The organism is Methanosarcina vacuolata Z-761 (assembly GCF_000969905.1).
In the GTDB taxonomy this organism is placed as follows: Archaea; Halobacteriota; Methanosarcinia; order Methanosarcinales; family Methanosarcinaceae; genus Methanosarcina; species Methanosarcina vacuolata.
In genome coordinates this window covers 1,254,680-1,274,705 of the sequence record NZ_CP009520.1, presented here as the reverse complement: position 1 = coordinate 1,274,705, position 20,026 = coordinate 1,254,680, and the positions used below count along the sequence as shown (strand labels likewise).

The following is a 20,026-nucleotide window of genomic DNA, read 5'->3' as shown; positions in this document are numbered from 1 at the left end:
TAGCCAAAATGGTTTATCATACCACAATGAAGTATTTGAAATCTATGCTATGTTACTAATAATGCTTACAAGAAAATAAAAACTTCAAATGAAGTTTTATTGATAGCAAGTTTATCACATCGGGAGTGCAGAGAGTCACGAATACCCCGTCCTTTACGGGCTATCCGACAATTACTGAAAGTAATACTCAAATTCATTCTTTTTTGATTTAAAGACTTTATTTACCTTTTTTTCACATATTTTTGTTCTGAAATTGATCATCGGACAGCCTGTTTAGGGTGGGGTGGCCGCACGCAATTTGATTTTCTGATACTTCGAGTACTGTACGGATATTCGAATACTGTACCAGAATCAATATATTTATAATTATTTCTCCAAAGTAGTGAATTCTAATATACAAGGAGAATATTATGGCGAACATTCAATCCGATAAATTCAATACAAGCGAAATAGTTCGCAAGGTCCCAGAAATAACGCTTATGTTCTGGATCATCAAGATATTTGCCACCACGCTTGGTGAGACTGGTGGGGACACCGTTACCATGTCCATGAATCTGGGTTATCTTGCTGGCACGATGATTTTTACTTTGTTTTTTGTCGCCACTGTTATCACACAGATCCGCGAAAAGAAGCTCAACCCGTACACCTATTGGATAACCATCATCGCCACGACAACATTAGGCACGACATTGGCTGATTTTTGTACTCGGTCTTTGGGAATCGGATATGCGGGCGGGTCCACCCTGCTTTTAGTGCTTCTCCTGGGATCACTGTTCATCTGGAAGCGCACCATGGGATCTGTTTCTGTAGATACCGTTAATTCTCCGAAAACAGAAATGTTCTATTGGGGAACGATCATGTTCTCTCAAACCTTAGGTACGGCTCTTGGTGATTGGACTGCTGATACAATGGGCCTGGGCTATTCCGGCGCTGCGATAGTATTTGGCACCCTGTTATTACTTGTTGCGGCGGCATACTTCTGGACCAAAATATCTTCCACTGCACTTTTCTGGGCAGCATTTATTCTTACGCGACCGCTCGGGGCAGTAGTTGGTGACTTTTTGGATAAACCGATAAGTTCCGGAGGATTGGCGTTGAGCCGCTACTCAGCATCAGCAGTGTTGCTTATTTGTATTTTGTCTTTAATCGTTTTATCTGAACGAAGAGCTAGCCTGCAAAAATGCTATGATTAACCTCTCAACAAATATATTGTGAAAGTGTTCCAATGGAGAATTTAAACTATTTTGTAGGCCGATTCATGAATCTTGACACACATTTAAGTGCAATACAAATGAATGCGGTCTATTAACGTATTTACTGTTGTTTTCGATTATCTTTTGTGAGAACGGTCTGGTAATAACTCCTTTCTTACGGGTGATTCTCTTGTCTTTGCAACTGGAGCTCTGGCTGCCAGTGGTTCATTCAATTTATTTACTATATTAGTTGTTCTATGTTTTGCAGCCGTTGTAGAAGACACTATAAATTATCAAATAGGTCATTTATTAAGAGATAGAGTAGAAAGTCGTGAAAATATACGGTTTGTAGCAGGGATTGAAACGATGCCTTATTCGACATTCATTAGCTACAGAAATTCATTAGCTACAGAAATTCATTAGCTACAGAAATTCATTAGCTACAGAAATTCATTAGCTACAGAAATTCATTAGCTACAGAAATTCATTAGCTACAGAAATTCATTAGCTACAGAAATTCATTAGCTACAGAAATTCATTAGCTACAATATCATCGGTAGAATCGCATGGGTAATGTCATTCTTATTAGGAGGATACTTTTTCGGGAACTTGCCAGTTGTAAAGGATAACTTCAGCTTTACAATACTTGGAATAATTTTTGTTTCACTGCTTCAGGGGATTATTACGTATATTCAGAGCAAATGCAATCCAAAAAAAGCATGGTAAAGCAAACTCTATGACAATTTTTTTACATCCAACCACTCAAAAAAATTCTAAAGTTTGAATCTTTTAATCTACAAATCTCGGCATTCTCAAGAATTTCAAAACCCTCATTTACGCTTTGATGCACCTGTTTTCCAAGGGAGCAGCTCATAAGCCGGTCTTCGAGAAGTTCTCTTGCCGTTGGGTACTTGCGCCGGATTTCAAAGACGTATTTCCCGTTTTCGATATAGCCTCCAAAAACATCGTCTGCTGCTTGATATTTTTCCTTGAACTTCTCAGCGTGTACTTTTACCCAGACAGGGGGACCGACGTGCTTTTTCACGTTGGGGAGGGTACTTGAGATAAGTTCCAGAACAACTGCGGTCTCGGTTTTGCCTGACCAGACGCCGGTTTTTATCACTGCAAAATCATATTCTTTTAGAAGGGCGCTAACTGCCTGTTCCATTTTATAGAGCTGCGGAAAGAGGACATCCTCTACAACGTCTGGAGTTTTGAAAACGACTGCAAGCTGTGAGCTTTTTCGGTTTTCAAGCTTTTCCAGGATTTCACGGTCCTCAAGAGGTAGGAGAGAGGGTGAAAAAAAGAAACTGAGCTCTGGGCTTTTCAGGAATTCCCTGCAATGGTCTATAAACATGCAGAATTTGTCTAGAGAAAGGGCTGCTGCCACGTTCCTCCTGGGATCGGTCGGGTCGACCACTACAAGAGGTTCTTCGTGCTTGATTTCCCCATGTTGCATTATATCAATTTTTTCGCCTGGCTTCCAGGAACAGGCTGCACAGACGGTGTCTTTGAAAGAGCCGTAATGGATTACCAGAAGTTCGGTCAGATAGCCTGAAAAGCCCTGGGTCTTGAGTTCCGAGCCATAGACTCCGCCCCCACGCATAAACTGCTTCAACAGCAGGACTTCGTCTTCATGTCCTTTTATGCGGGGTTTGACAAAATCATTATGAAAAGGCGTTCTGTCAACTGCAGATTTGATTTGGGAAGCCGAGGCAACCCTGAAGCAGGGGACAAGGTCTACATCAAAGCCTTTGTATGTAATATTAAGGTAGGGATGCTCAGCATGGCGATCTTCGGCATGCTCGGCGTGTCTTGCCACCTCTCTTGCAACTGCCATACCCAGAGTTTCCAGTTCCTTTCTGGAAGTTTCTTCAGGAAAGCTTATAAAAACATCAATATCATGAGTGCCTGAAAGCCAGGTGCCTCGAGCAGCAGAGCCCACCATTTTTACAAGCACGCCTGATACGCCAAGTTTTTCTGCTGCCATTTTTACCTTCGAGGCGAGCTCTTCCTGTATCGTAAAAAGTTTTTCTCTTTCAGGTTCAGTGGGTTTTATTCTTTCAAGGACTGCAAATTTTAATTCTTCGGGAATACCTGTACACATTTCCATGCCAGAGACGGCTCCATATATTTACTCGGTCTTACTTTGCAGAATGAGTCTTAATGAATCTTATAATGGATCTTAATAAATCCTATTACGCTGATTTCTGCTTATAAGTGTCAGAAATCGCTTCTTTAAACTTATAATTTGCGTATAGCAAGTCGACTCTCGAGGAAAAGGAGTTTCTGGATGTACTTTCATATTTTTATTTAAATATAATTAACTAGTCGCTTCTAGATAAATCTGGTTCTAATGAAAAGTCACTTTTGAATAAATATGGTTCTAATGAAAAGTCACTTCTGAATAAATATGGTTCTGAATAAATATGGTTCAGAATAAAAATTGGTTCTGAATAAATACGGTTCGGAATAAAAACTGGCTCTGAGTAAAACCAGTTGTAAAAGATATTTTCGGAATGTACCTAATTGTCTTCCTGAAAGGCGCTGCCTGACATTTATTCTGGTGTAAAATCAATAAAAAATAGCTTTACGGATTTCAAGGTATTCAATTCCTTATTTTGCTATATTCAATATTTTTATTTCCGATTTTTGAAAAATACTTTAGATTATGCCCAAAAATTTTTTATTTGATGCCTGTGATATTAGAAAATACATATAGTTAAATATAGTTGATATAACTCAGATAGATGGGGGTATTCTGTTCAGGGTGTATTCCGGATGTTCAGGAAACTTTTTCCGATTTATTATTTCGGATGTCTGAAAGTTACGCTCCCGGTTAATACAGCATAGAGGAGGTTTAATATGGGGATTAAAAGCTACATCAAGATTTTATGTTTATTTCTGGCATTTGGGCTTTTGTGCCTAAGTGCAGCTGCCCAGGCTTCAGATGCAACAGGCAACCGTATCTGGGATGAAAAGGCAAATGAGAGCCTTACCTACACATGGACTCCTCAGACTTACTCGGGCTTTTATTATGACCTGGATACTGGAGAAGGTTCCGAGAATCTGACAGTCCAACTCAGTAAGGGCAGCCGGACAATTGGAAAGAAAAATCTGCAGTATGAAACAGTACCCATAAAGACCGATTTTGAATATGGAAATTGGGGTTCTTATGATGTTATAGGGTTTATGGCAGAGCGCTACTTTGCAGGGTACACCGCAAACTCAAGTTTTGCAGATAAAGAGATTAGCGTTATCTCGGACGGGCAGCTTTCAAAAGTCCTGATAGACTCCGATGATAGGAAATCCCTGTACACGGGCTCTTCTCTTGTTCTTGACGAAGGATACTCCCTGAATATGGTTGAGGTTGATATTAATGGAAATAGCGTCTGGGTACAGCTTGAAAAGGACGGCAATATAGTTGACGAAGCTTTCCTGTCCTCTAATAGCGACTATGTATACAAAGCCGACCTCGGGGATACCGAAGATGTGCCCATAATTGCAGTCCATTTTTCCCAGATATTTAGCGGCAGAGAGACAAATGCGGTTTTCGTGAACGGAATTTTCCAGATATCGGACCAGTACGTGAAAGTTCAGAATGGTGATGATTTTGGGGAAATGGAGGTAAGTTCCACCTCAAGTTCAGGCATAAAAATGAGCAACAGCGACGCTATCTCGCTTAGCAAGGGCGACACTATTGACATCATGGGTAAACTGAGTTTTGTTGTGGCTGATGCCAATGAACTTCGTTTTGCTCCAATAGTTGAAACATCCGAACCCGGAACCTACGAATTAAGGGGAACGGTACACGATGATAAGTTTGATACCATGGTCTGGACGCCTTTTAACTTCGAAGGTTTCTATTATAACATCGACGAAAATATTTCCACTGAAAGCCTTGTCATTGAAAAGCTTGATGGCAGGACAATTGATGATGAAGCCCTCGTCTATTCTACAAAGCCTGAAAATGTCAAATTTGAACATGAGGGCTGGGGAAGTTATGAAGTTGTCGGATTTATGGCAGAGAAATATTTTGCAGGATATCCTGAAAACACTCTTGGAAATTCGAAGGGCATAAGTGTACTTTCTGACAGTGTCCTTGCAAAAGTTTTGATTGATGACAATGACAAAAAATCCCTGTTCACTGGTTCTTCTTTAGCCCTGGAGAACGGCTACTCCCTTAAGGCAACCGAGGTCGATGTTAATGGGAAAAACGTACTCTTCGAGCTTTACAAAAATGGAAAACTCCTTGACTCTGGAATAGTTTCCCAGGGTGGGGACTATATTTATGAAACCGATATAGGAGGGGCTGAAAATGTTCCGATGATTGCGGTCCATGTAAGTACGGTCTTCCGTTCCACAGAAACAGATGCCGTGTTTGTGGAGGGAATTTACCAGATTTCGGATGATTACCTGGAAATCTCTGGGGGAGATTCTTTCGGTGAAATGAAAATAACTTCGATTTCCGACTCAGGCATCACAATGAAAAACGAGGATTCAATCTCCCTTTCAAAGGATGAGGTTGTAGACCTGATGGGCAATGTCAAATTCAAGGTTGCCGATTCTTCAGTCCTGCGCTTTTATCCCTTTGTCGAAACCGAGACTGCAGCAGGAGATCAACTGGATATCGAAATGCCCGACGCACTTGTAGTTGGTAAGCAGACTGAAATCCTGGTAACTGCGAGAAATGTTTCAGTCGTTGGTGCTGAAGTGTCTGTTGGAAACAAAAGCATAGGCACTACCGGAGACAGCGGAAATCTCACCTTTACCCCCAGCAATGAAGGCAGCTTCACTGTAACTGCGAGCCGGGAAGGTTATGTTTCCGGAACTAAGGATGTGGATGTCCTCGCACAGGGTGTCCTGAAACTTCTGGTTTCAGTCTCTCCCGAAACTGTCCGGGAAGGAGACCAGATTGATATAAAGGTCACGGACTCTGAGGAAAACAAGCCAGTTTCCGGGGCAGATGTCTTTTTCGGCGGACAGATAATTGACGCACAGACAGACGCAAAAGGTATCACATCTTACCTGGTTACTTCTCCGGGTACGTATGTGATAAATGCCACAAAGACCGGTTATGAAGAAGGAGAAACCCAGGTAGAGGTGGCGGAAAAAGTCGCACAGTTCGCTTTCTCAGACCTCACGATACAGCCTGCTTCAGTTGAAGCCGGAACCGCGGTAAATATTAAGGTGAATGCTGTGAACAATGGAGACGTCACAGGAAACTCCACAGTGGAGTTGCTGGTTAATAACGAATCGGTTGATTCCCAGAATATAACCCTTAATCCGGGTGAGAACAAATCAATCGAATTCTCACACACTGAGGGTGAGCCAGGGACGTATACTGTTGAAGTCGGAGGACTGGACAAAAGTTATGAAGTGACAAAAAAATCTCCTTTCTTCAGTGGGATGGCTACACTTGGAATACTCGCCATAGCATTTGTTATCCTGCGGAAGAAAAGAAACTAATTAACGCATCTGGCTTTCGTATTAAAGCTTGTATTATAGCTTTATGGGTTCATTCCAAAAAATGAACCCGTCTTTAATATAACTTTAATACCTGTGCTGCGGTAGAAGCTGGAAATCAAATTTCGGATTTCTGGCTCTCCACTTCTTTTTTCTGTTTTAATCCTGATTGGAATTCCTTTTTGCTTTGACTGAAAATTCTTAGTTAGATGCAGAAATGCTACAAAATAGTGTTTGATTTGATGGTCTAGACGACAGCTTAAAATACTGAACTACGATTGTAGAACTGAATGCTTGAAGCTTTGAGTTCCTTTATTACCAATTATGGTTATCTGAACCTCTTTGTCCTTAGCTTCCTAGCTTCCACGGTTTTGCCGTTAGGATCGGAAGCACTGGTAGTCGCTCTCATTTATCAGGGCTTTAACCCATTTGCTGTCGTTCTGGTAGCGACTTCAGGCAATTATCTCGGATCGTGCACAACTTATTATCTCGGGCTTAAAGGGCGTCCGATACTTGAGAAGTTCCTTTCTCCTTCTCCGGAGAAGCTTGAGAAAAGTGAAAGGCTCTTTAAAAAATATGGTCTTTACACTCTTCTTTTTACCTGGGTGCCAGGTATCGGAGACGCGATTACCATGGTTGCCGGGCTGATGCAGCTTCCTTTTCGATACTTTTCTATCCTGGTTTTCCTTGGGAAATTCGGACGGTATTTTGCTATTGCTTATCTGACAGCTTTTTTCAGCAATTGATTCAGGATTTTCGGGATAAACTTAACTTATTATTTTCTCAAGAATATTAGTTTATACAATTTTTTTATTAGTTTTTATTAATTTTTATTCCTTTAAGTAATTCTTTTCTTCGGTATAATTCACTCAGGTAATTATATTCTCGGTGAAAACAAATAGAAAACAAATAGATATCTTTATATAATGTATGATACAATATTTAATTGTTAAAGCAAATTTAATTGATTTTATTGCTTTAATTCATTTTTATTGCCTGTCTTCCAGGCCTTCAAAAACGGGCTCAATATCTAATAATAACCTCCATTTTTATTTTTTTCGTTTTCTTTTCATTTTTTATTTCATACACAATTTAACTTTACTTTGGATAAATATCTAATGACTTCACAGGACTTACTTACTTGAGGAATAAAATCTCAATTACGTCAAAGACTGTGTATTAAAGTTAAGCTTTAGACAGTTAATGATCGGATGCTGTTGATTTTTCAGTTCAACTGAGTAAGTCTTATTTTCTAGTTTTTTTTGTCCTACTTCAGTGTAATATTTGTATCAATAACTTTTTTATATACCTGCCTCTTATTTTCAGCTATGTCTCCTTGCAGCAAAACCAGAGTTTTAAGTCTTTTCATTCTTGTTATGCTTTTATTTGTCCCGATAGCAGGAGCGGTCTCGAATGCAGGCAATATCCAAGAAGCCGACCTGTATAATGCTCCAGAGAATACTACTACCGAAAATACTCTCTTTGCAGAATTGAGTGCAAAAGCCGAGCTTTATAACAATAATTTTGATAAAGTTCCTGAAGTTCTGCAAAGACTTGTGGCCAGTGAGGAAATTGCCGGGAAAATCAAACTTGAGAACGGCGAGATGCTTTACGTGACCTTACTTATGGGAGGAGGAAAAATAAGAGATTTCTACAGCTATGAAACTCCTACTGATCCGAATTCAAAATTTGGGCCTTCCATTACAGTGGAAACCGATGAAAAAACCATACAAAAAGTGCTTGATTCGGAAGAGCCCTTAAAAGAAGCCGTAAAATGTATGAATGACGACTCTTTAAAGGTGGAAACCGAAGGACTTTTCCGAAACCTGATGCTCTCAACTTTAAAGACGTTTTATAAATAATATCGCTTTATTCCTGAGCTCTAGAAATCGGAGCTCTAGAAATCGGAGCTCTAGAAATCGGAGCTCTGGAAATTACTGATTTGAAATACTCTTTTCCTTTCCGGGAAAAGAGTACAATTTATTCAGAATTTATGGTTTTGTTCTCAAATTTTAAGAATTTACAGGATTTCTTTTTCAGTATCCTCTTCAAATTCAAGAGAGAATTTTCCAACTCAAAAAAGGAGTAACGCAGATATAATGCGTTAACTCTTTGATTTTGATGCATATATTGTATTTCCGTACCTGCCTATATTAATCCTGCTTCCGTTGGGTTTCGGTTCCTGAGAATAACCCCACGATGGATGTCCGGCATCAATACAGGGAGAGATTACTGTGTCTTTAACCCAGGTTTTTCCATTCCATCTTCCAGTTTTTGACTTCAGATGGTAATCATGTTTTGTCTGGCTCGCAAATAGTGGATTTACATAGATGTCAGTTTTCGATGTGCAATTTTTATAATTTCCTACTGCGTTTTTGTAGAGGCAGTTATACTGCATATATAATTTATGGTTGTTACTGATAAGATAATTCATCACACCATACCCTGTCCCACTTGGACTCTTTTTACGTTTCAGGGTATTTACAATTATATTGTTGCGGGCAATTGTTATGTATGGAGATGTAGACGCGTAATTTGGAGAATAATTTTCTGGATACAAATTGGCAATAGCCACATGATATATGCCATCAAAGACATTATTTTCAATGTAAGTATTGTGGAATCCACTAATTACAATACCACCAACCCATTTAATGCTGGGATTGGTGCCTGTTCTGTAAAAGACATTATGGTGAATACGAATATTTTTTCCAAGATCTTTACTAGAAGAAGTAGTATCATAATTGAAAATCCAGATCCCAGGGCCATAGGTGTTATGGATAACATTATTGTATATACTAATATTATCCATAGTACCTGTACCAGTCCCGCCTTTTTCTATCTGAATCCCTGGACCGCCTGCAGTCCAGTCGTAGAAAGAGTCAATCACATTACCATAGAGTCTTACACCGTTTGAGTTCCAGATTCTAAGACCGCTGTTAGTCCTGCAGGTTATCCTGTTTTTCCAGGCCTGTACATACTGACTACGAATAGCAAACAGGCCATCGTGCCCCAGTTTGTCTATCTTGTTGTTATAAAACTGAATGTTTTTACAGGAATTTGCCCTCAGACCATCGCCGAGACCATCATACATATACATATTGTATACTTTTATATTGTTGCAGTTAGTGAAGTACATCATATTATAGTACCCGCCACCCAACGAAACTTTGGAATTGCCTTTACGGTTTCCATTAACCTTGAAACCTCTTACTACAATGTTATTATTCCCGGAATTACTCATCTGCTTGATCAAGGGTTTCATTGCAACCCAGCCTGCATTATTAGCAAGTTTGATCACAGCACTTGAATCCCCTTCAAGAATAGTATTACTACCGATTAAAAGAGTATCGTCAATAACATATGTAAAAGGACCTTTGAGGTGGACAGTGGTGTATTTAGAGTTACCAGCTACAAACTTAAGGGCCTGATTTATCTGTATATGATCGTCTTTTCCATCACAGTTATATTTTCCAGTGCCATCCCCCGCAACGTACACTATTGATGAGCTAGTTGCGCATAAAGCTGTAGGAACACTTGCAAGAAGAAGAAAACCTACCAATAAAAAGATCCCTAATTCTCGTGTTAACAATGGCGTCACCTGGAGGAGATCATAATAAAATTCATTATTATTCTTAATAGACAGATATTGGTCAAATAACGTGTATACATCTCCTTGAAATTTATGACTTTTTACTAAACACTATGAAACATTATTCATTTTTCAGGCATATTTGGGAATATTTTAAACTGTATTTTTATATTTATAATTGCATAGTTATAAAAAAAAGTTCTGAAAGGATTATTTACATCAAGAATTGTTGAACCCAAAAACATGCTATATATTGAATTTAGAAAAAATCTCCTGTTTTTCACGCCAATTCCTCTTAGTTACATGAGTTTCCTCGTAAGGGCATAAAGAATAAAGCTATAGAAACATTGGAAATTATAAAGCAATTCTCCAATAAAAAGATTCCCTGCATCTTTTACAACATCGAGGTCGTCTGAACGTAGTCATGATAAAATTTATTAGAGATGCACAAATCGTTGTATAGATGAACACCTAAATCCGATAAGAATGTTTGATAAAATCTAAAAGTATGTTACCATTTTCTAGATTTTGAGAATATAGAAAAAGAGCCTCAAGAAATCATTTAGAACGAGAACTGCGGGATTAGAGGACATACGATAAGTCTGATATAGGTCCATATGACCCAGTTGTTGAGAAGCTGGCAAAAAGCACGGAAGACACGGAAATCAGTAGTAAAGGCGTGTTTCTTCCGTGCTTTCCGTGTTTTCCGTGGTTGTAACCTACATTCGGCAGCAAGCACATCCCAACATTGAAATATCTTTAATTGTTATTTTTTGTAGGTTCAGTTAATAACCAGTATCATACGGACTATGTATATAGCAGGGTTTGTCTTTTATCTCAATTACTATAAATATATATTAATTATATCATGGTTAACATTTAGTAATTTTTGATTTAAATGGAAATTCAAAAGTTCTGAAAAAAACGATATCAATAGAAAAATTGAATGGATTTTTATGTCGACCTGCCGAAAGCAGGACCCAAGTAATGACGAGATCAATAATCAAAAAAAGATAAGGTGAAAAGTACTTTCATTTGTTTGTGCCTGTTATTCGAAGAATATCATGTGCGTTTTATATACAAATACTTCATTTTTGGGGCTGTAAAAAACCTATCTAAATCAACTTCAAGAGGTTGAAAATAAATAAGTAAAATGATATCACAATTCAGTTTAAATTTATTAAGATTAGTTAGTTATGAAGATTTTTACAAAGCTAAATTTTGTAATGTTCTATTTTTTCGAGTCCTGTTCCATATTTTAGATTGTGCTCTTGGTATTCACACTCTTTAAAGTAAAACTTGCATACTTCAATTAAAAAATCATGTACTTCAGTGAATAGTTTTATTGCTCTTTTTTGATCATAAGACTGCTTTGCAAAAGATCGAATTGCAGGAATTTCAGAAACAGGCAGAAATTTTGGTTTTATCTTGCCGGATCTTATGTTTTTCATAAGGTCTCCAATGGCTTCTGCAGAAATTTCGCTTTCAAATTTAATTGGCCAAGTCGGCATGTAAATACCATTCATAATATCAGCTTCATCATCATGTTGATATGGATTTCGGATTATATCTTTGAATTTTCGAAGAAAGAAAATATGTTCTTGGCTCATTAATTTGTGAGTTTCTATTTTTTGTAGGCAAGGACCAAATAGTTTGCTAAAATACTCTCCAAGTTTGAGTTCAATCCTTTCCTTCATAACTGCTTCGAGTAATACGCCCATCATCACTAAAGAAGCATTATAACGGCCTATTAAGAGTGCTTGATAACAATCTTGATAAAGAAAAAGCAACCGAGGATTCGGCAAATCATCTGAAGTTAGTTCCGGACGGAGAAAAGGAAAAATTCCCTCTGCATTTTTATACCAAGCATTCTTATAATTTTCTAAATAAAAAAGTGTCTAATGTTTTCACTTAAATTCACATTTCGACCCCCTCTCAAAAATAAGGTGATTTTTTCAACAACTGTATAAACTTATTGGATTATATTTAGGCACATGCTCAATAAAATCAATGATGTTGACTTGAATCCCAAAATGTTCAAAAAAATCCAGTTTAAATTTAGAAAAGTAAATAAAAATTTAGGCACCTATAAATATGCATAGAGAAGCTTAAGTTATTAATACAGAATGGAGAGCAAAATTAGCAACAAACTGTATGAATAAAAAAATTAAGTTATGTTTTTTGGGTGGGGGTCGAAATGTAAATTAAAAGAATTAGATAGCATATTATCGTTTTATTGATTTTCTCCCTATTCAATTGAATCCTTATTATGATTTTTTGCAACAGAACCACATTTTTTATATTAGGTTATGCTGCTGAACATCACCCCAAACTTATAAGACTTATTGATGCAGCCGGTCATGAAATAGGAACACATGGAGGTTCCGTTGCAAAAATAATTTTTCTGTACTTTAGGCTATAATTATTTCCTTCAAATATTATTTTAACCCAAATTTGCTCACTAAAATTTCCTTATTGTAAAGGTTTTCAACGATTTTGTAAAATGCTCTGATTTTTTGCAATGGAACCTAATAAATTCCCCACTTCCGATCTTAACCTTTAGTTTATATTTATTACTTTACTGTAATATAATTGGATTTAGTTACTGTGTTTCTACCCACTGCATTAATTGCTGTCTCTTTCACCGTATAAGTTCCAGCTTTTGAATAAACATGAGTTGGATTCTGATAGTCGGAAGTACTTCCATCTATTATCTTAGATCCATCTCCAAAATTCCATTTCCATTCAGTGGGGGAACCAGTGCTTTTGTCAGTAAATTTCACTGACATTGGAACGTTCCCTGATGTTGGAGAGGCAGTAAAAGTAGCTACAGGGGCTGGAGCATTTGTTATTTTGATATAATTGGATTTAGTTACTGTGTTTCTACCCACTGCATTAATTGCTGTCTCTTTCACCGTATAAGTTCCAGCTTTTGGATAAACATGAGTTGGATTCTGATAGTATGAAGTATTTCCATCTATTATCTTAGAATCATCTCCAAAAATCCATTTCCATTCAGTGGGGGAACCAGTGCCTTTGTCAGTAAATTTCACTGACAGTGGAACGTTTCCTGATGTTGGAGAGGCAGTAAAAGTAGCTACAGGGGCTGGAGCATTTGTTATTTTGATATAATTGGATTTAGTTACTGTGTTTCTACCCACTGCATTAATTGCTGTCTCTTTCACCGTATAAGTTCCAGCTTTTGAATAAACATGAGTTGGATTCTGATAGTATGAAGTATTTCCATCTATTATCTTAGATCCATCTCCAAAATTCCATTTCCATTCAGTGGGGGAACCAGTGCTTTTGTCAGTAAATTTCACTGACAGTGGAACGTTCCCTGATGTTGGAGAGGCAGTAAAGGTAGCTACAGGGGCTGGAGCATTTGTTATTTTGATATAATTGGATTTAGTTACTGTGTTTCTACCCACTGCATTAATTGCTGTCTCTTTCACCGTATAAGTTCCAGCTTTTGAATAAACATGAGTTGGATTCTGATAGTCGGAAGTATTTCCATCTATTATCTTAGATCCATCTCCAAAATTCCATTTCCATTCAGTGGGGGAACCAGTGCTTTTGTCAGTAAATTTCACTGACAGTGGAGCGTTCCCTGATGTTGGAGAGGCAGTAAAGGTAGCTACAGGGGCTGGAGCATTTGTTATTTTGATATAATTGGATTTAGTTACTGTGTTTCTACCCACTGCATTAATTGCTGTCTCTTTCACCGTATAAGTTCCAGCTTTTGAATAAACATGAGTTGGATTCTGATAGTCGGAAGTATTTCCATCTATTATCTTAGATCCATCTCCAAAATTCCATTTCCATTCAGTGGGAGAACCGGTGCTTGTATCAGTAAATTTCACTGACAGTGGAGCGTTCCCTGATGTTGGAGAGGCAGTAAAGGTAGCTACAGGGGCTGGAGCATTTGTAGACTTTGTCGTGGAAGCTGCGAGCGCAGTTACCGATAATAGTATTATACTAATTAATGCAATGGACATTTTTTGTTTTGTATTCATTTTATCACCCGCTTTATGACTTTGTAGTGTTTTTTTGCAATGGAACCACAAATTGGACTACTGTTAGTAATGGGAAGTACCAAAATTGGGTAGTAGAGATGAACTGTTGAATGTTTCTTGTTTTTATTGTCGCATTATTGCTATATACTCTTCAAATTCAATGGAGAATTTTCCAACTCAAAAAATGTACAACTATTTTATCATACAGTTATAAAGTTGAACGCATCGCCTGAGTTTGTTTCTCAAACTTAATTAAATTTTTAAATTATCAGCAAATACATAAAATTTACTTTTACCCATACAATTTGAAGAGGATACGTTTTGCTCATGTTTTTTACCCCACCCCCATTATGCAAAAAATTATAAATTTAGATATATTTCATACCGTATATGATACAACAGTACATTAACTATATAAATAATTATGGACATTTTGTAACCTAGCTTCGGCAGGTAAACATATAAGTTAATATAATTAATTTTCATATCTCTTTTCTTGATCTTCCATGGCAGATAAAAACAACAGTCGAAGAGTTGAATCCCCAATAAAACGTACAAGCTTCTTAGGTCACCTTGGTCTTATTGCTGGAGTTTTCCAAGAGCTTGAAGTTGACAAATTGATCGATGAGAAACTTCCTAAAAATGGATTGCAGATTTCCCTTCCGTTCTTTTTGAAAAAGTAGATTTGAAAACCATTAAAAAACGCGAAGCAGGTAAAAAAGGCAGACCTTTAAAAAATGAAAAATTAAAGACATGTTACAGGATTGATGGAATTATAAAGGTTAATGATGCTTTTGTTTTAAAAGAAATGGAAAAAATGGGACTTTTCATTCTTGCAAGTAATGATATCAGTCTTTCTCCTGAAGTTTACATTTCGACCCCCTTTTAATTTTTCCACCGAATTTTCGTAGACTTTGTAGTATTTGCCCCTTTTTGGATTCTAATTGGTTGAAAATATTCATTAGTTCATCTTCCCTCTATTGAATTCAACCCAAAATTCCATAGCTTCAGCTATGGAATTTGATTTTTATGTTCTACGTGCTTTACAACTAAGGGGATTATCCTGTTTCTGAGTGAAGTCCCAACAGCTCTAACAACTTGCACAGATGATCTGCTTTCCCAGACTTTGAATAAATAATATGTTCATCCCCTACAGTGACAACACTATGCAGTGAAAATAACCTTAACAATTTATCCGCAGTAGGATTCACTAAAGGTCTTCCAGCAAAATCAATTAGTGATGGCTCATTTTCATTTTTAAGGTTCATTCTGGTGATAACCCTCATCAATACCCTTATGAGCAGTGAAACATGAAGCAACATCATCAACGCATCAATACGCTCAGGTTTTTCTAGGAAAATGGTAGATACCATAGTAGGTTTTTTCAATTCTTCAAAATTGGCTTCGATAACTCTTTGTTTTTTGTAATCCTGAAGTATCTGCTTATTGTTTTTTTCATCTGCTGGAATGTTGGTAATTAAAACAAAGGATTCTTTGTCCTGTTTGTACTCTTCCACACGCTTCTCATTTTCGGTCAATTTATCCAGCTTGACTACAAATTTTTCAATAATAGTAGGAGGCTTTTGATCTTTAGAAGGTCTTCCTCTCGACCTTTTTTCTGTGACTATTTTTTCAACACTGAGTTTAATGTCAAGCAATGAGTTTTTATGCTTCTTAAGGAACGCACCAATTTCTTTTTCTGCGTCTGGTTCACAGGAAAATGGTTCCTTAAACGACTTCTTTACGTCATCCACAATCGCTTGTTTCTCTTTTTCAATACTCTTTTTTACTTTGCTTTCCGCATCATCACCCTTGATCACAACCAATCGAAGCTTATTTTTATAGATAGTTTTCACAAAACCTTGAGCATCATATCTTGCAGCTCGTTTTGATTTTTCATCTTCACAACAAATTCCAAGATATTCCCAATCATTCAGCAAATAAGCTTTTTTTATCGCTTTTTCAGCAATTTTAGAGTTAAAATTGGAAGGACAGTGAGATATAAATCTTATTGGATCTTTATCTCCGTATATAATCTCTATATTCTTTTTGTTAACCAGTTTTGAATCTGCTATAAATGTATAGCCACCACAACTATCACCAAAAAGTCCCTGCAAATATTGTATTGCACTCTTAAACCAGGTACTATCTGCAGTATTTCCATCCAGTGTTTGTTCATATACTGGAATCCCATATTCATCTACAAGCATTCCAGTCATAATTTGCTTCATTTCAGGGTGCTTGTCTTTACTGTGTCCATGAGTTACATTCAACCCTTCATAACCTTCCTGTTCACAGACCTTACATTCTCCGTAAAATACATGGGATGTTGTGTCTGCATGAAGTATATGGCTAACAGGGATTTTGAAATTCACATAAGAATTGGCTGCTATTCTGCTAAATAATCCAGTACTACCTGCCTCAGCAATCCGATCCAGTAATTTCGCAAGATGATCATCATTGAAATCAGTACGTAGATAATTCCCACCAAAAAGAAGCTTCAAGTCAAGACCTTCAAGTGCTTCTTCAATGCGGTAAAGAGGACATCTTTTATCATTTCTTAAAAAGGGAGTTAAAATGATACTTCTTGCAAGTGTTGCAGGAGAAACTGACCACTGATCTTTATCCCATCTAACATTATCATTGATGATCTCGTCAAAGCCGAGTATGTCAAGAAACTCGCGGCAAACGATTAAAACGAAAGGTGTTTCCGTTTTTTGGGAGAAAGTTTTGGCATTTAAAAGGTGGGATATTTTTTTAAAATTCTTAGTACCTTTTGCAGAAGGAGAAAGCTTTTTGGTTTTTGCTTTTTGATCCGTTTTTTTCATGTAAGATATTATTTGAAAGATATTATTGAAAAAAACTTTGACAAAAAATCCATTTGATGTCGTAATCAATATGATAAAAAAATAAATTATGTTTAATTTTTAAGGGGGGGTCGAAATGTAAACTGAAGAGATGCTGAAGTATTACAAAGGACAGGATAAAGTAGAAAAAGGATTCCGATTTTTGAAAAGTGATGCCTTTAGCATATCGAAGGTGTATCTCAAGAATAAATCAAGAATTGAAGCGTTGACAATGATAATGGTTCTCGGCTTAATGATTTATTCTATTGCAGAATGGAAATTAAGGACAAAGTTAGAAGAAGAAAATGAAACGGTTCCAGATCAAAAAGGGAAACCAACAAAAAGATCAACAATGAGATGGATATTTTTCAAGTTTCAGGGAATTACAGAACTTATAACGCAGAAAAAAGGGAAAACAAAGTCAGAAATACTGAATATGGAAGAAATTCACTGGAAAATATTGAGTCTCATGGGAGAGAAATATGAAAATATATATCTCTAGTTGCGTTAACCTGCCGAAGCTAGGATAAAGTCTTTTATTCCCAAATTCTTAGGAATTCTTTATACAGAAAGAATGAATAATAACTGTTTTGTTTTTATTCAAAATTATATAATATTAAAAAAATAATATATGTTTCGAAAGGCTGATTACAGTTTTTACATGTCCTCTTAATCAGGGTTCCCTATTTTTCCCCTGCCTGGGCCTTTCTGGGCTCCCGGACTGGATTCTCTTCTTGCTCCTTGGTTACGCCTTATCTCTTCAGTACTGGCCTCTAATCGCCTGTACTCAAAGCTCTTGAAGAATTGAGCATAGAAGTCAATGCAGGAGCAAGAGAGCCAATTATAAATATTATAATCATTATAATGATTATCATGCAAGACGGAACCACAATTCAAATTTCAAAGAAAAACCGCGACGAATTGAAAAAAATCGGCTCTATGGGTGATGACTACAATACCGTCATTGAGAAATTAATCAGAGAGTATAGGAATCATGAATCTAGATTGAAGATAGACCGAATTGCGGAAGAAGCCAAAAAACACTTTAAAGAACACCGCGAAGAATACGTGAGCGTGGATGACCTTTAAAGTTTTCATAAAAGCAAAAGTTCTTGATGACCTGCCACAAAGTAGAAAAAAACAAGTTGCTGAAGCTTTAAAAGATCTAAAAAATGGGTTTCAGGGCGGTAATAAGTGCAGAATAGAAGGTTATAAAGAAGATGTGTACCGCCTTCGAATCGGGAATTACAGGGCGTTCTATACCGTTGATTTTGAAGAGAATGAAATTGTTGTTTTTGACATCTTGACACAAGAGCAAGCGCACAAAAAATACGGCCGTCTTTAATTCTCACTCATTACCTGACGTTTTGATTTAGCATGAAAGTGCGGAATAAAACTGGCTCCCGAGGCTCCTTTTGATATTTTGCTCCTTATCATATCTAAGTCTTGTGTGGCAATTCACGGATTCGTTTAGCATGGTTTGAAAAACCAAACTTAGGACAACCTTACTACCCAAGTAATGACGAGATCAATAATCAAAAAAAGATAAGGTGAAAAGTACTTTCATTTGTTTGTGCCTGTTATTCGAAGAATATCATGTGCGTTTTATATACAAATACTTCATTTTTGGGGCTGTAAAAAACCTATCTAAATCAACTTCAAGAGGTTGAAAATAAATAAGTAAAATGATATCACAATTCAGTTTAAATTTATTAAGATTAGTTAGTTATGAAGATTTTTACAAAGCTAAATTTTGTAATGTTCTATTTTTTCGAGTCCTGTTCCATATTTTAGATTGTGCTCTTGGTATTCACACTCTTTAAAGTAAAACTTGCATACTTCAATTAAAAAATCATGTACTTCAGTGAATAGCTTTATTGCTCTTTTTTGATCATAAGACTGCTTTGCAAAAGATCGAATTGCAGGAATTTCAGAAACAGGCAGAAATTTTGGTTTTATCTTGCCGGATCTTATGTTTTTCATAAGGTCTCCAATGGCTTCTGCAGAAATTTCGCTTTCAAATTTAATTGGCCAAGTCGGCATGTAAATACCATTCATAATATCAGCTTCATCATCATGTTGATATGGATTTCGGATTATATCTTTGAATTTTCGAAGAAAGAAAATATGTTCTTGGCTCATTAATTTGTGAGTTTCTATTTTTTGTAGGCAAGGACCAAATAGTTTGCTAAAATACTCTCCAAGTTTGAGTTCAATCCTTTCCTTCATAACTGCTTCGAGTAATACGCCCATCATCACTAAAGAAACATTATAACGGCCTATTAAGAGTGCTTGATAACAATCTTGATAAAGAAAAAGCAACCGAGGATTCGGCAAATCATCTGAAGTTAGTTCCGGACGGAGAAAAGGAAAAATTCCCTCTGCATTTTTATACCAAGCATTCTTATAATTTTCTAAATCAATAAAGATGCAATTTTTACACTTGGGGCAAATTAGTGAATCATTTATTTCTTCCATGAAAACTTCTTCACCATTTTGATTCAGACAAAAATCACAAATTTTCTTGCTGGTTGACAATGCATCACCTACATCGTAAGAAAAGATGATTAAAAAATATTTAAAAGCATAGGTGAAGAGAGTTAAAAGTCGTAAAAAAAGGAGAGTGCAGTCAATTTAAAGATTTTCCAGCACAATTTTCAATAGTAAAATTACAACAAGAATCAATATGAGAGTCCAAATGAGCGGTAAAATAATCCTCAGTAAAAAGTACAGTATTATCGCTATGAGAATTAACTGAACTAAAGATGACCTTCTTCCAGCACGCAGGAAGCGACGATTAAATCCTCTAGCCATAAATTACACCTTCTAACTTATATTCTGTTTTATTTCAGTATTATACTTTCTGCCCGGCAAATAATATAAAAAATAAAACCAGACCTTACCAGATTTTTT

Annotated in this window: 13 protein-coding genes and 4 pseudogenes; 10 read left to right on the top strand and 7 right to left on the bottom strand. The window is 36.7% G+C overall.

Annotation, left to right across the window (positions count from 1 at the left end; all coding sequences use genetic code 11):
• Positions 1 to 410 precede the first annotated feature (410 nt).
• Positions 411 to 1,193: a COG4705 family protein gene (locus MSVAZ_RS05445; protein ID WP_048119025.1), complete on the top strand. Its 783-nt coding sequence runs from the start codon at positions 411 to 413 to the stop codon at positions 1,191 to 1,193.
• Positions 1,194 to 1,941: 748 nt separating this feature from the next.
• Here MSVAZ_RS05445 and cca read toward each other — a convergent pair.
• The gene (gene cca, locus MSVAZ_RS05440) at positions 1,942 to 3,306 is read right to left on the bottom strand and encodes a CCA tRNA nucleotidyltransferase (RefSeq protein WP_048119023.1); all 1,365 of its coding nucleotides are present in this window, start codon (positions 3,304 to 3,306) and stop codon (positions 1,942 to 1,944) included.
• A 752-nt stretch (positions 3,307 to 4,058) separates the two neighbouring features.
• On the opposite strand from cca, the gene MSVAZ_RS05435 reads away from it, so the two are divergent.
• From MSVAZ_RS05435 to MSVAZ_RS05425, 3 genes are all read left to right on the top strand, one after another.
• Complete coding sequence (locus tag MSVAZ_RS05435) at positions 4,059 to 6,662, top strand: S-layer protein domain-containing protein (protein ID WP_048119021.1); 2,604 nt, start codon at positions 4,059 to 4,061, stop codon at positions 6,660 to 6,662.
• A 287-nt stretch (positions 6,663 to 6,949) separates the two neighbouring features.
• Positions 6,950 to 7,405, top strand: a complete 456-nt coding sequence (locus tag MSVAZ_RS05430) for a YqaA family protein (protein WP_048119019.1) — start codon at positions 6,950 to 6,952, stop codon at positions 7,403 to 7,405.
• 582 nt (positions 7,406 to 7,987) lie between these two features.
• Positions 7,988 to 8,521, top strand: a complete 534-nt coding sequence (locus tag MSVAZ_RS05425; RefSeq protein WP_048119016.1) for a hypothetical protein — start codon at positions 7,988 to 7,990, stop codon at positions 8,519 to 8,521.
• Between the two features lie 242 nt (positions 8,522 to 8,763).
• On the opposite strand, the gene MSVAZ_RS05420 is transcribed toward MSVAZ_RS05425, so the two are convergent.
• Both MSVAZ_RS05420 and MSVAZ_RS05415 read right to left on the bottom strand, forming a co-directional pair.
• Complete coding sequence (locus MSVAZ_RS05420; protein ID WP_232316224.1) at positions 8,764 to 10,221, bottom strand: right-handed parallel beta-helix repeat-containing protein; 1,458 nt, start codon at positions 10,219 to 10,221, stop codon at positions 8,764 to 8,766.
• 1,244 nt (positions 10,222 to 11,465) lie between these two features.
• Complete coding sequence (locus MSVAZ_RS05415; protein WP_157206025.1) at positions 11,466 to 11,975, bottom strand: hypothetical protein; 510 nt, start codon at positions 11,973 to 11,975, stop codon at positions 11,466 to 11,468.
• 545 nt (positions 11,976 to 12,520) lie between these two features.
• On the opposite strand from MSVAZ_RS05415, the gene MSVAZ_RS21765 reads away from it, so the two are divergent.
• A complete protein-coding gene (locus MSVAZ_RS21765) occupies positions 12,521 to 12,673 on the top strand; it encodes a polysaccharide deacetylase family protein (RefSeq protein WP_394297477.1) in 153 nt (50 codons plus the stop codon).
• Positions 12,674 to 12,824: 151 nt separating this feature from the next.
• Here MSVAZ_RS21765 and MSVAZ_RS05410 read toward each other — a convergent pair.
• Positions 12,825 to 14,165, bottom strand: a pseudogene (locus tag MSVAZ_RS05410) (PKD domain-containing protein); the annotation flags it as partial.
• Positions 14,166 to 14,773: 608 nt separating this feature from the next.
• Between MSVAZ_RS05410 and MSVAZ_RS20055 the strand changes: the two are divergent.
• Positions 14,774 to 14,908, top strand: a pseudogene (locus MSVAZ_RS20055) (hypothetical protein); the annotation flags it as partial.
• A pseudogene (locus MSVAZ_RS05405) lies at positions 14,908 to 15,132 on the top strand (IS1634 family transposase); the annotation flags it as partial. The pseudogenes MSVAZ_RS20055 and MSVAZ_RS05405, both read left to right, overlap by 1 nt.
• Positions 15,133 to 15,325: 193 nt before the next feature.
• Here the strand turns inward: MSVAZ_RS05405 and MSVAZ_RS05400 are convergent.
• Complete coding sequence (locus MSVAZ_RS05400) at positions 15,326 to 17,095, bottom strand: IS1634 family transposase (protein ID WP_048119006.1); 1,770 nt, start codon at positions 17,093 to 17,095, stop codon at positions 15,326 to 15,328.
• Positions 17,096 to 17,219: 124 nt separating this feature from the next.
• Between MSVAZ_RS05400 and MSVAZ_RS05395 the strand changes: the two are divergent.
• Positions 17,220 to 17,615, top strand: a pseudogene (locus MSVAZ_RS05395) (IS1634 family transposase); the annotation flags it as partial.
• A gap of 167 nt (positions 17,616 to 17,782) precedes the next feature.
• Here MSVAZ_RS05395 and MSVAZ_RS20050 read toward each other — a convergent pair.
• Positions 17,783 to 17,992, bottom strand: a complete 210-nt coding sequence (locus MSVAZ_RS20050; protein ID WP_157206023.1) for a hypothetical protein — start codon at positions 17,990 to 17,992, stop codon at positions 17,783 to 17,785.
• Here MSVAZ_RS20050 and MSVAZ_RS05390 point away from each other — a divergent pair.
• Both MSVAZ_RS05390 and MSVAZ_RS05385 read left to right on the top strand, forming a co-directional pair.
• Positions 17,987 to 18,202 carry a hypothetical protein gene (locus MSVAZ_RS05390; RefSeq protein ID WP_157206022.1) on the top strand — a complete coding sequence of 72 codons (216 nt, stop codon included), beginning with the start codon at positions 17,987 to 17,989 and terminating at the stop codon, positions 18,200 to 18,202. The two genes, MSVAZ_RS20050 and MSVAZ_RS05390, sit on opposite strands and share 6 nt — an antisense overlap.
• A complete protein-coding gene (locus tag MSVAZ_RS05385) occupies positions 18,192 to 18,458 on the top strand; it encodes a type II toxin-antitoxin system RelE family toxin (protein WP_048118997.1) in 267 nt (88 codons plus the stop codon). The genes MSVAZ_RS05390 and MSVAZ_RS05385 overlap by 11 nt, the downstream gene beginning before the upstream one ends.
• A 401-nt stretch (positions 18,459 to 18,859) precedes the next feature.
• Here the strand turns inward: MSVAZ_RS05385 and MSVAZ_RS05380 are convergent, their stop codons facing one another.
• The gene (locus MSVAZ_RS05380) at positions 18,860 to 19,651 is read right to left on the bottom strand and encodes a hypothetical protein (RefSeq protein ID WP_157206021.1); all 792 of its coding nucleotides are present in this window, start codon (positions 19,649 to 19,651) and stop codon (positions 18,860 to 18,862) included.
• Positions 19,652 to 20,026 lie beyond the last annotated feature (375 nt).

Bases quoted from the DNA above. Each gene is read 5' to 3' on its own strand.
- MSVAZ_RS05445 (WP_048119025.1), top strand. From the start codon at position 411: ATGGCGAACATTCAATCCGATAAATTCAATACAAGCGAAATAGTTCGC.
- cca (WP_048119023.1), bottom strand. From the start codon at position 3,306: ATGGAAATGTGTACAGGTATTCCCGAAGAATTAAAATTTGCAGTCCTT.
- MSVAZ_RS05435 (WP_048119021.1), top strand. From the start codon at position 4,059: ATGGGGATTAAAAGCTACATCAAGATTTTATGTTTATTTCTGGCATTT.
- MSVAZ_RS05430 (WP_048119019.1), top strand. From the start codon at position 6,950: ATGCTTGAAGCTTTGAGTTCCTTTATTACCAATTATGGTTATCTGAAC.
- MSVAZ_RS05425 (WP_048119016.1), top strand. From the start codon at position 7,988: ATGTCTCCTTGCAGCAAAACCAGAGTTTTAAGTCTTTTCATTCTTGTT.
- MSVAZ_RS05415 (WP_157206025.1), bottom strand. From the start codon at position 11,975: ATGATGGGCGTATTACTCGAAGCAGTTATGAAGGAAAGGATTGAACTC.
- MSVAZ_RS21765 (WP_394297477.1), top strand. From the start codon at position 12,521: ATGATTTTTTGCAACAGAACCACATTTTTTATATTAGGTTATGCTGCT.
- MSVAZ_RS05400 (WP_048119006.1), bottom strand. From the start codon at position 17,095: ATGAAAAAAACGGATCAAAAAGCAAAAACCAAAAAGCTTTCTCCTTCT.
- MSVAZ_RS05390 (WP_157206022.1), top strand. From the start codon at position 17,987: ATGCAAGACGGAACCACAATTCAAATTTCAAAGAAAAACCGCGACGAA.
- MSVAZ_RS05385 (WP_048118997.1), top strand. From the start codon at position 18,192: ATGACCTTTAAAGTTTTCATAAAAGCAAAAGTTCTTGATGACCTGCCA.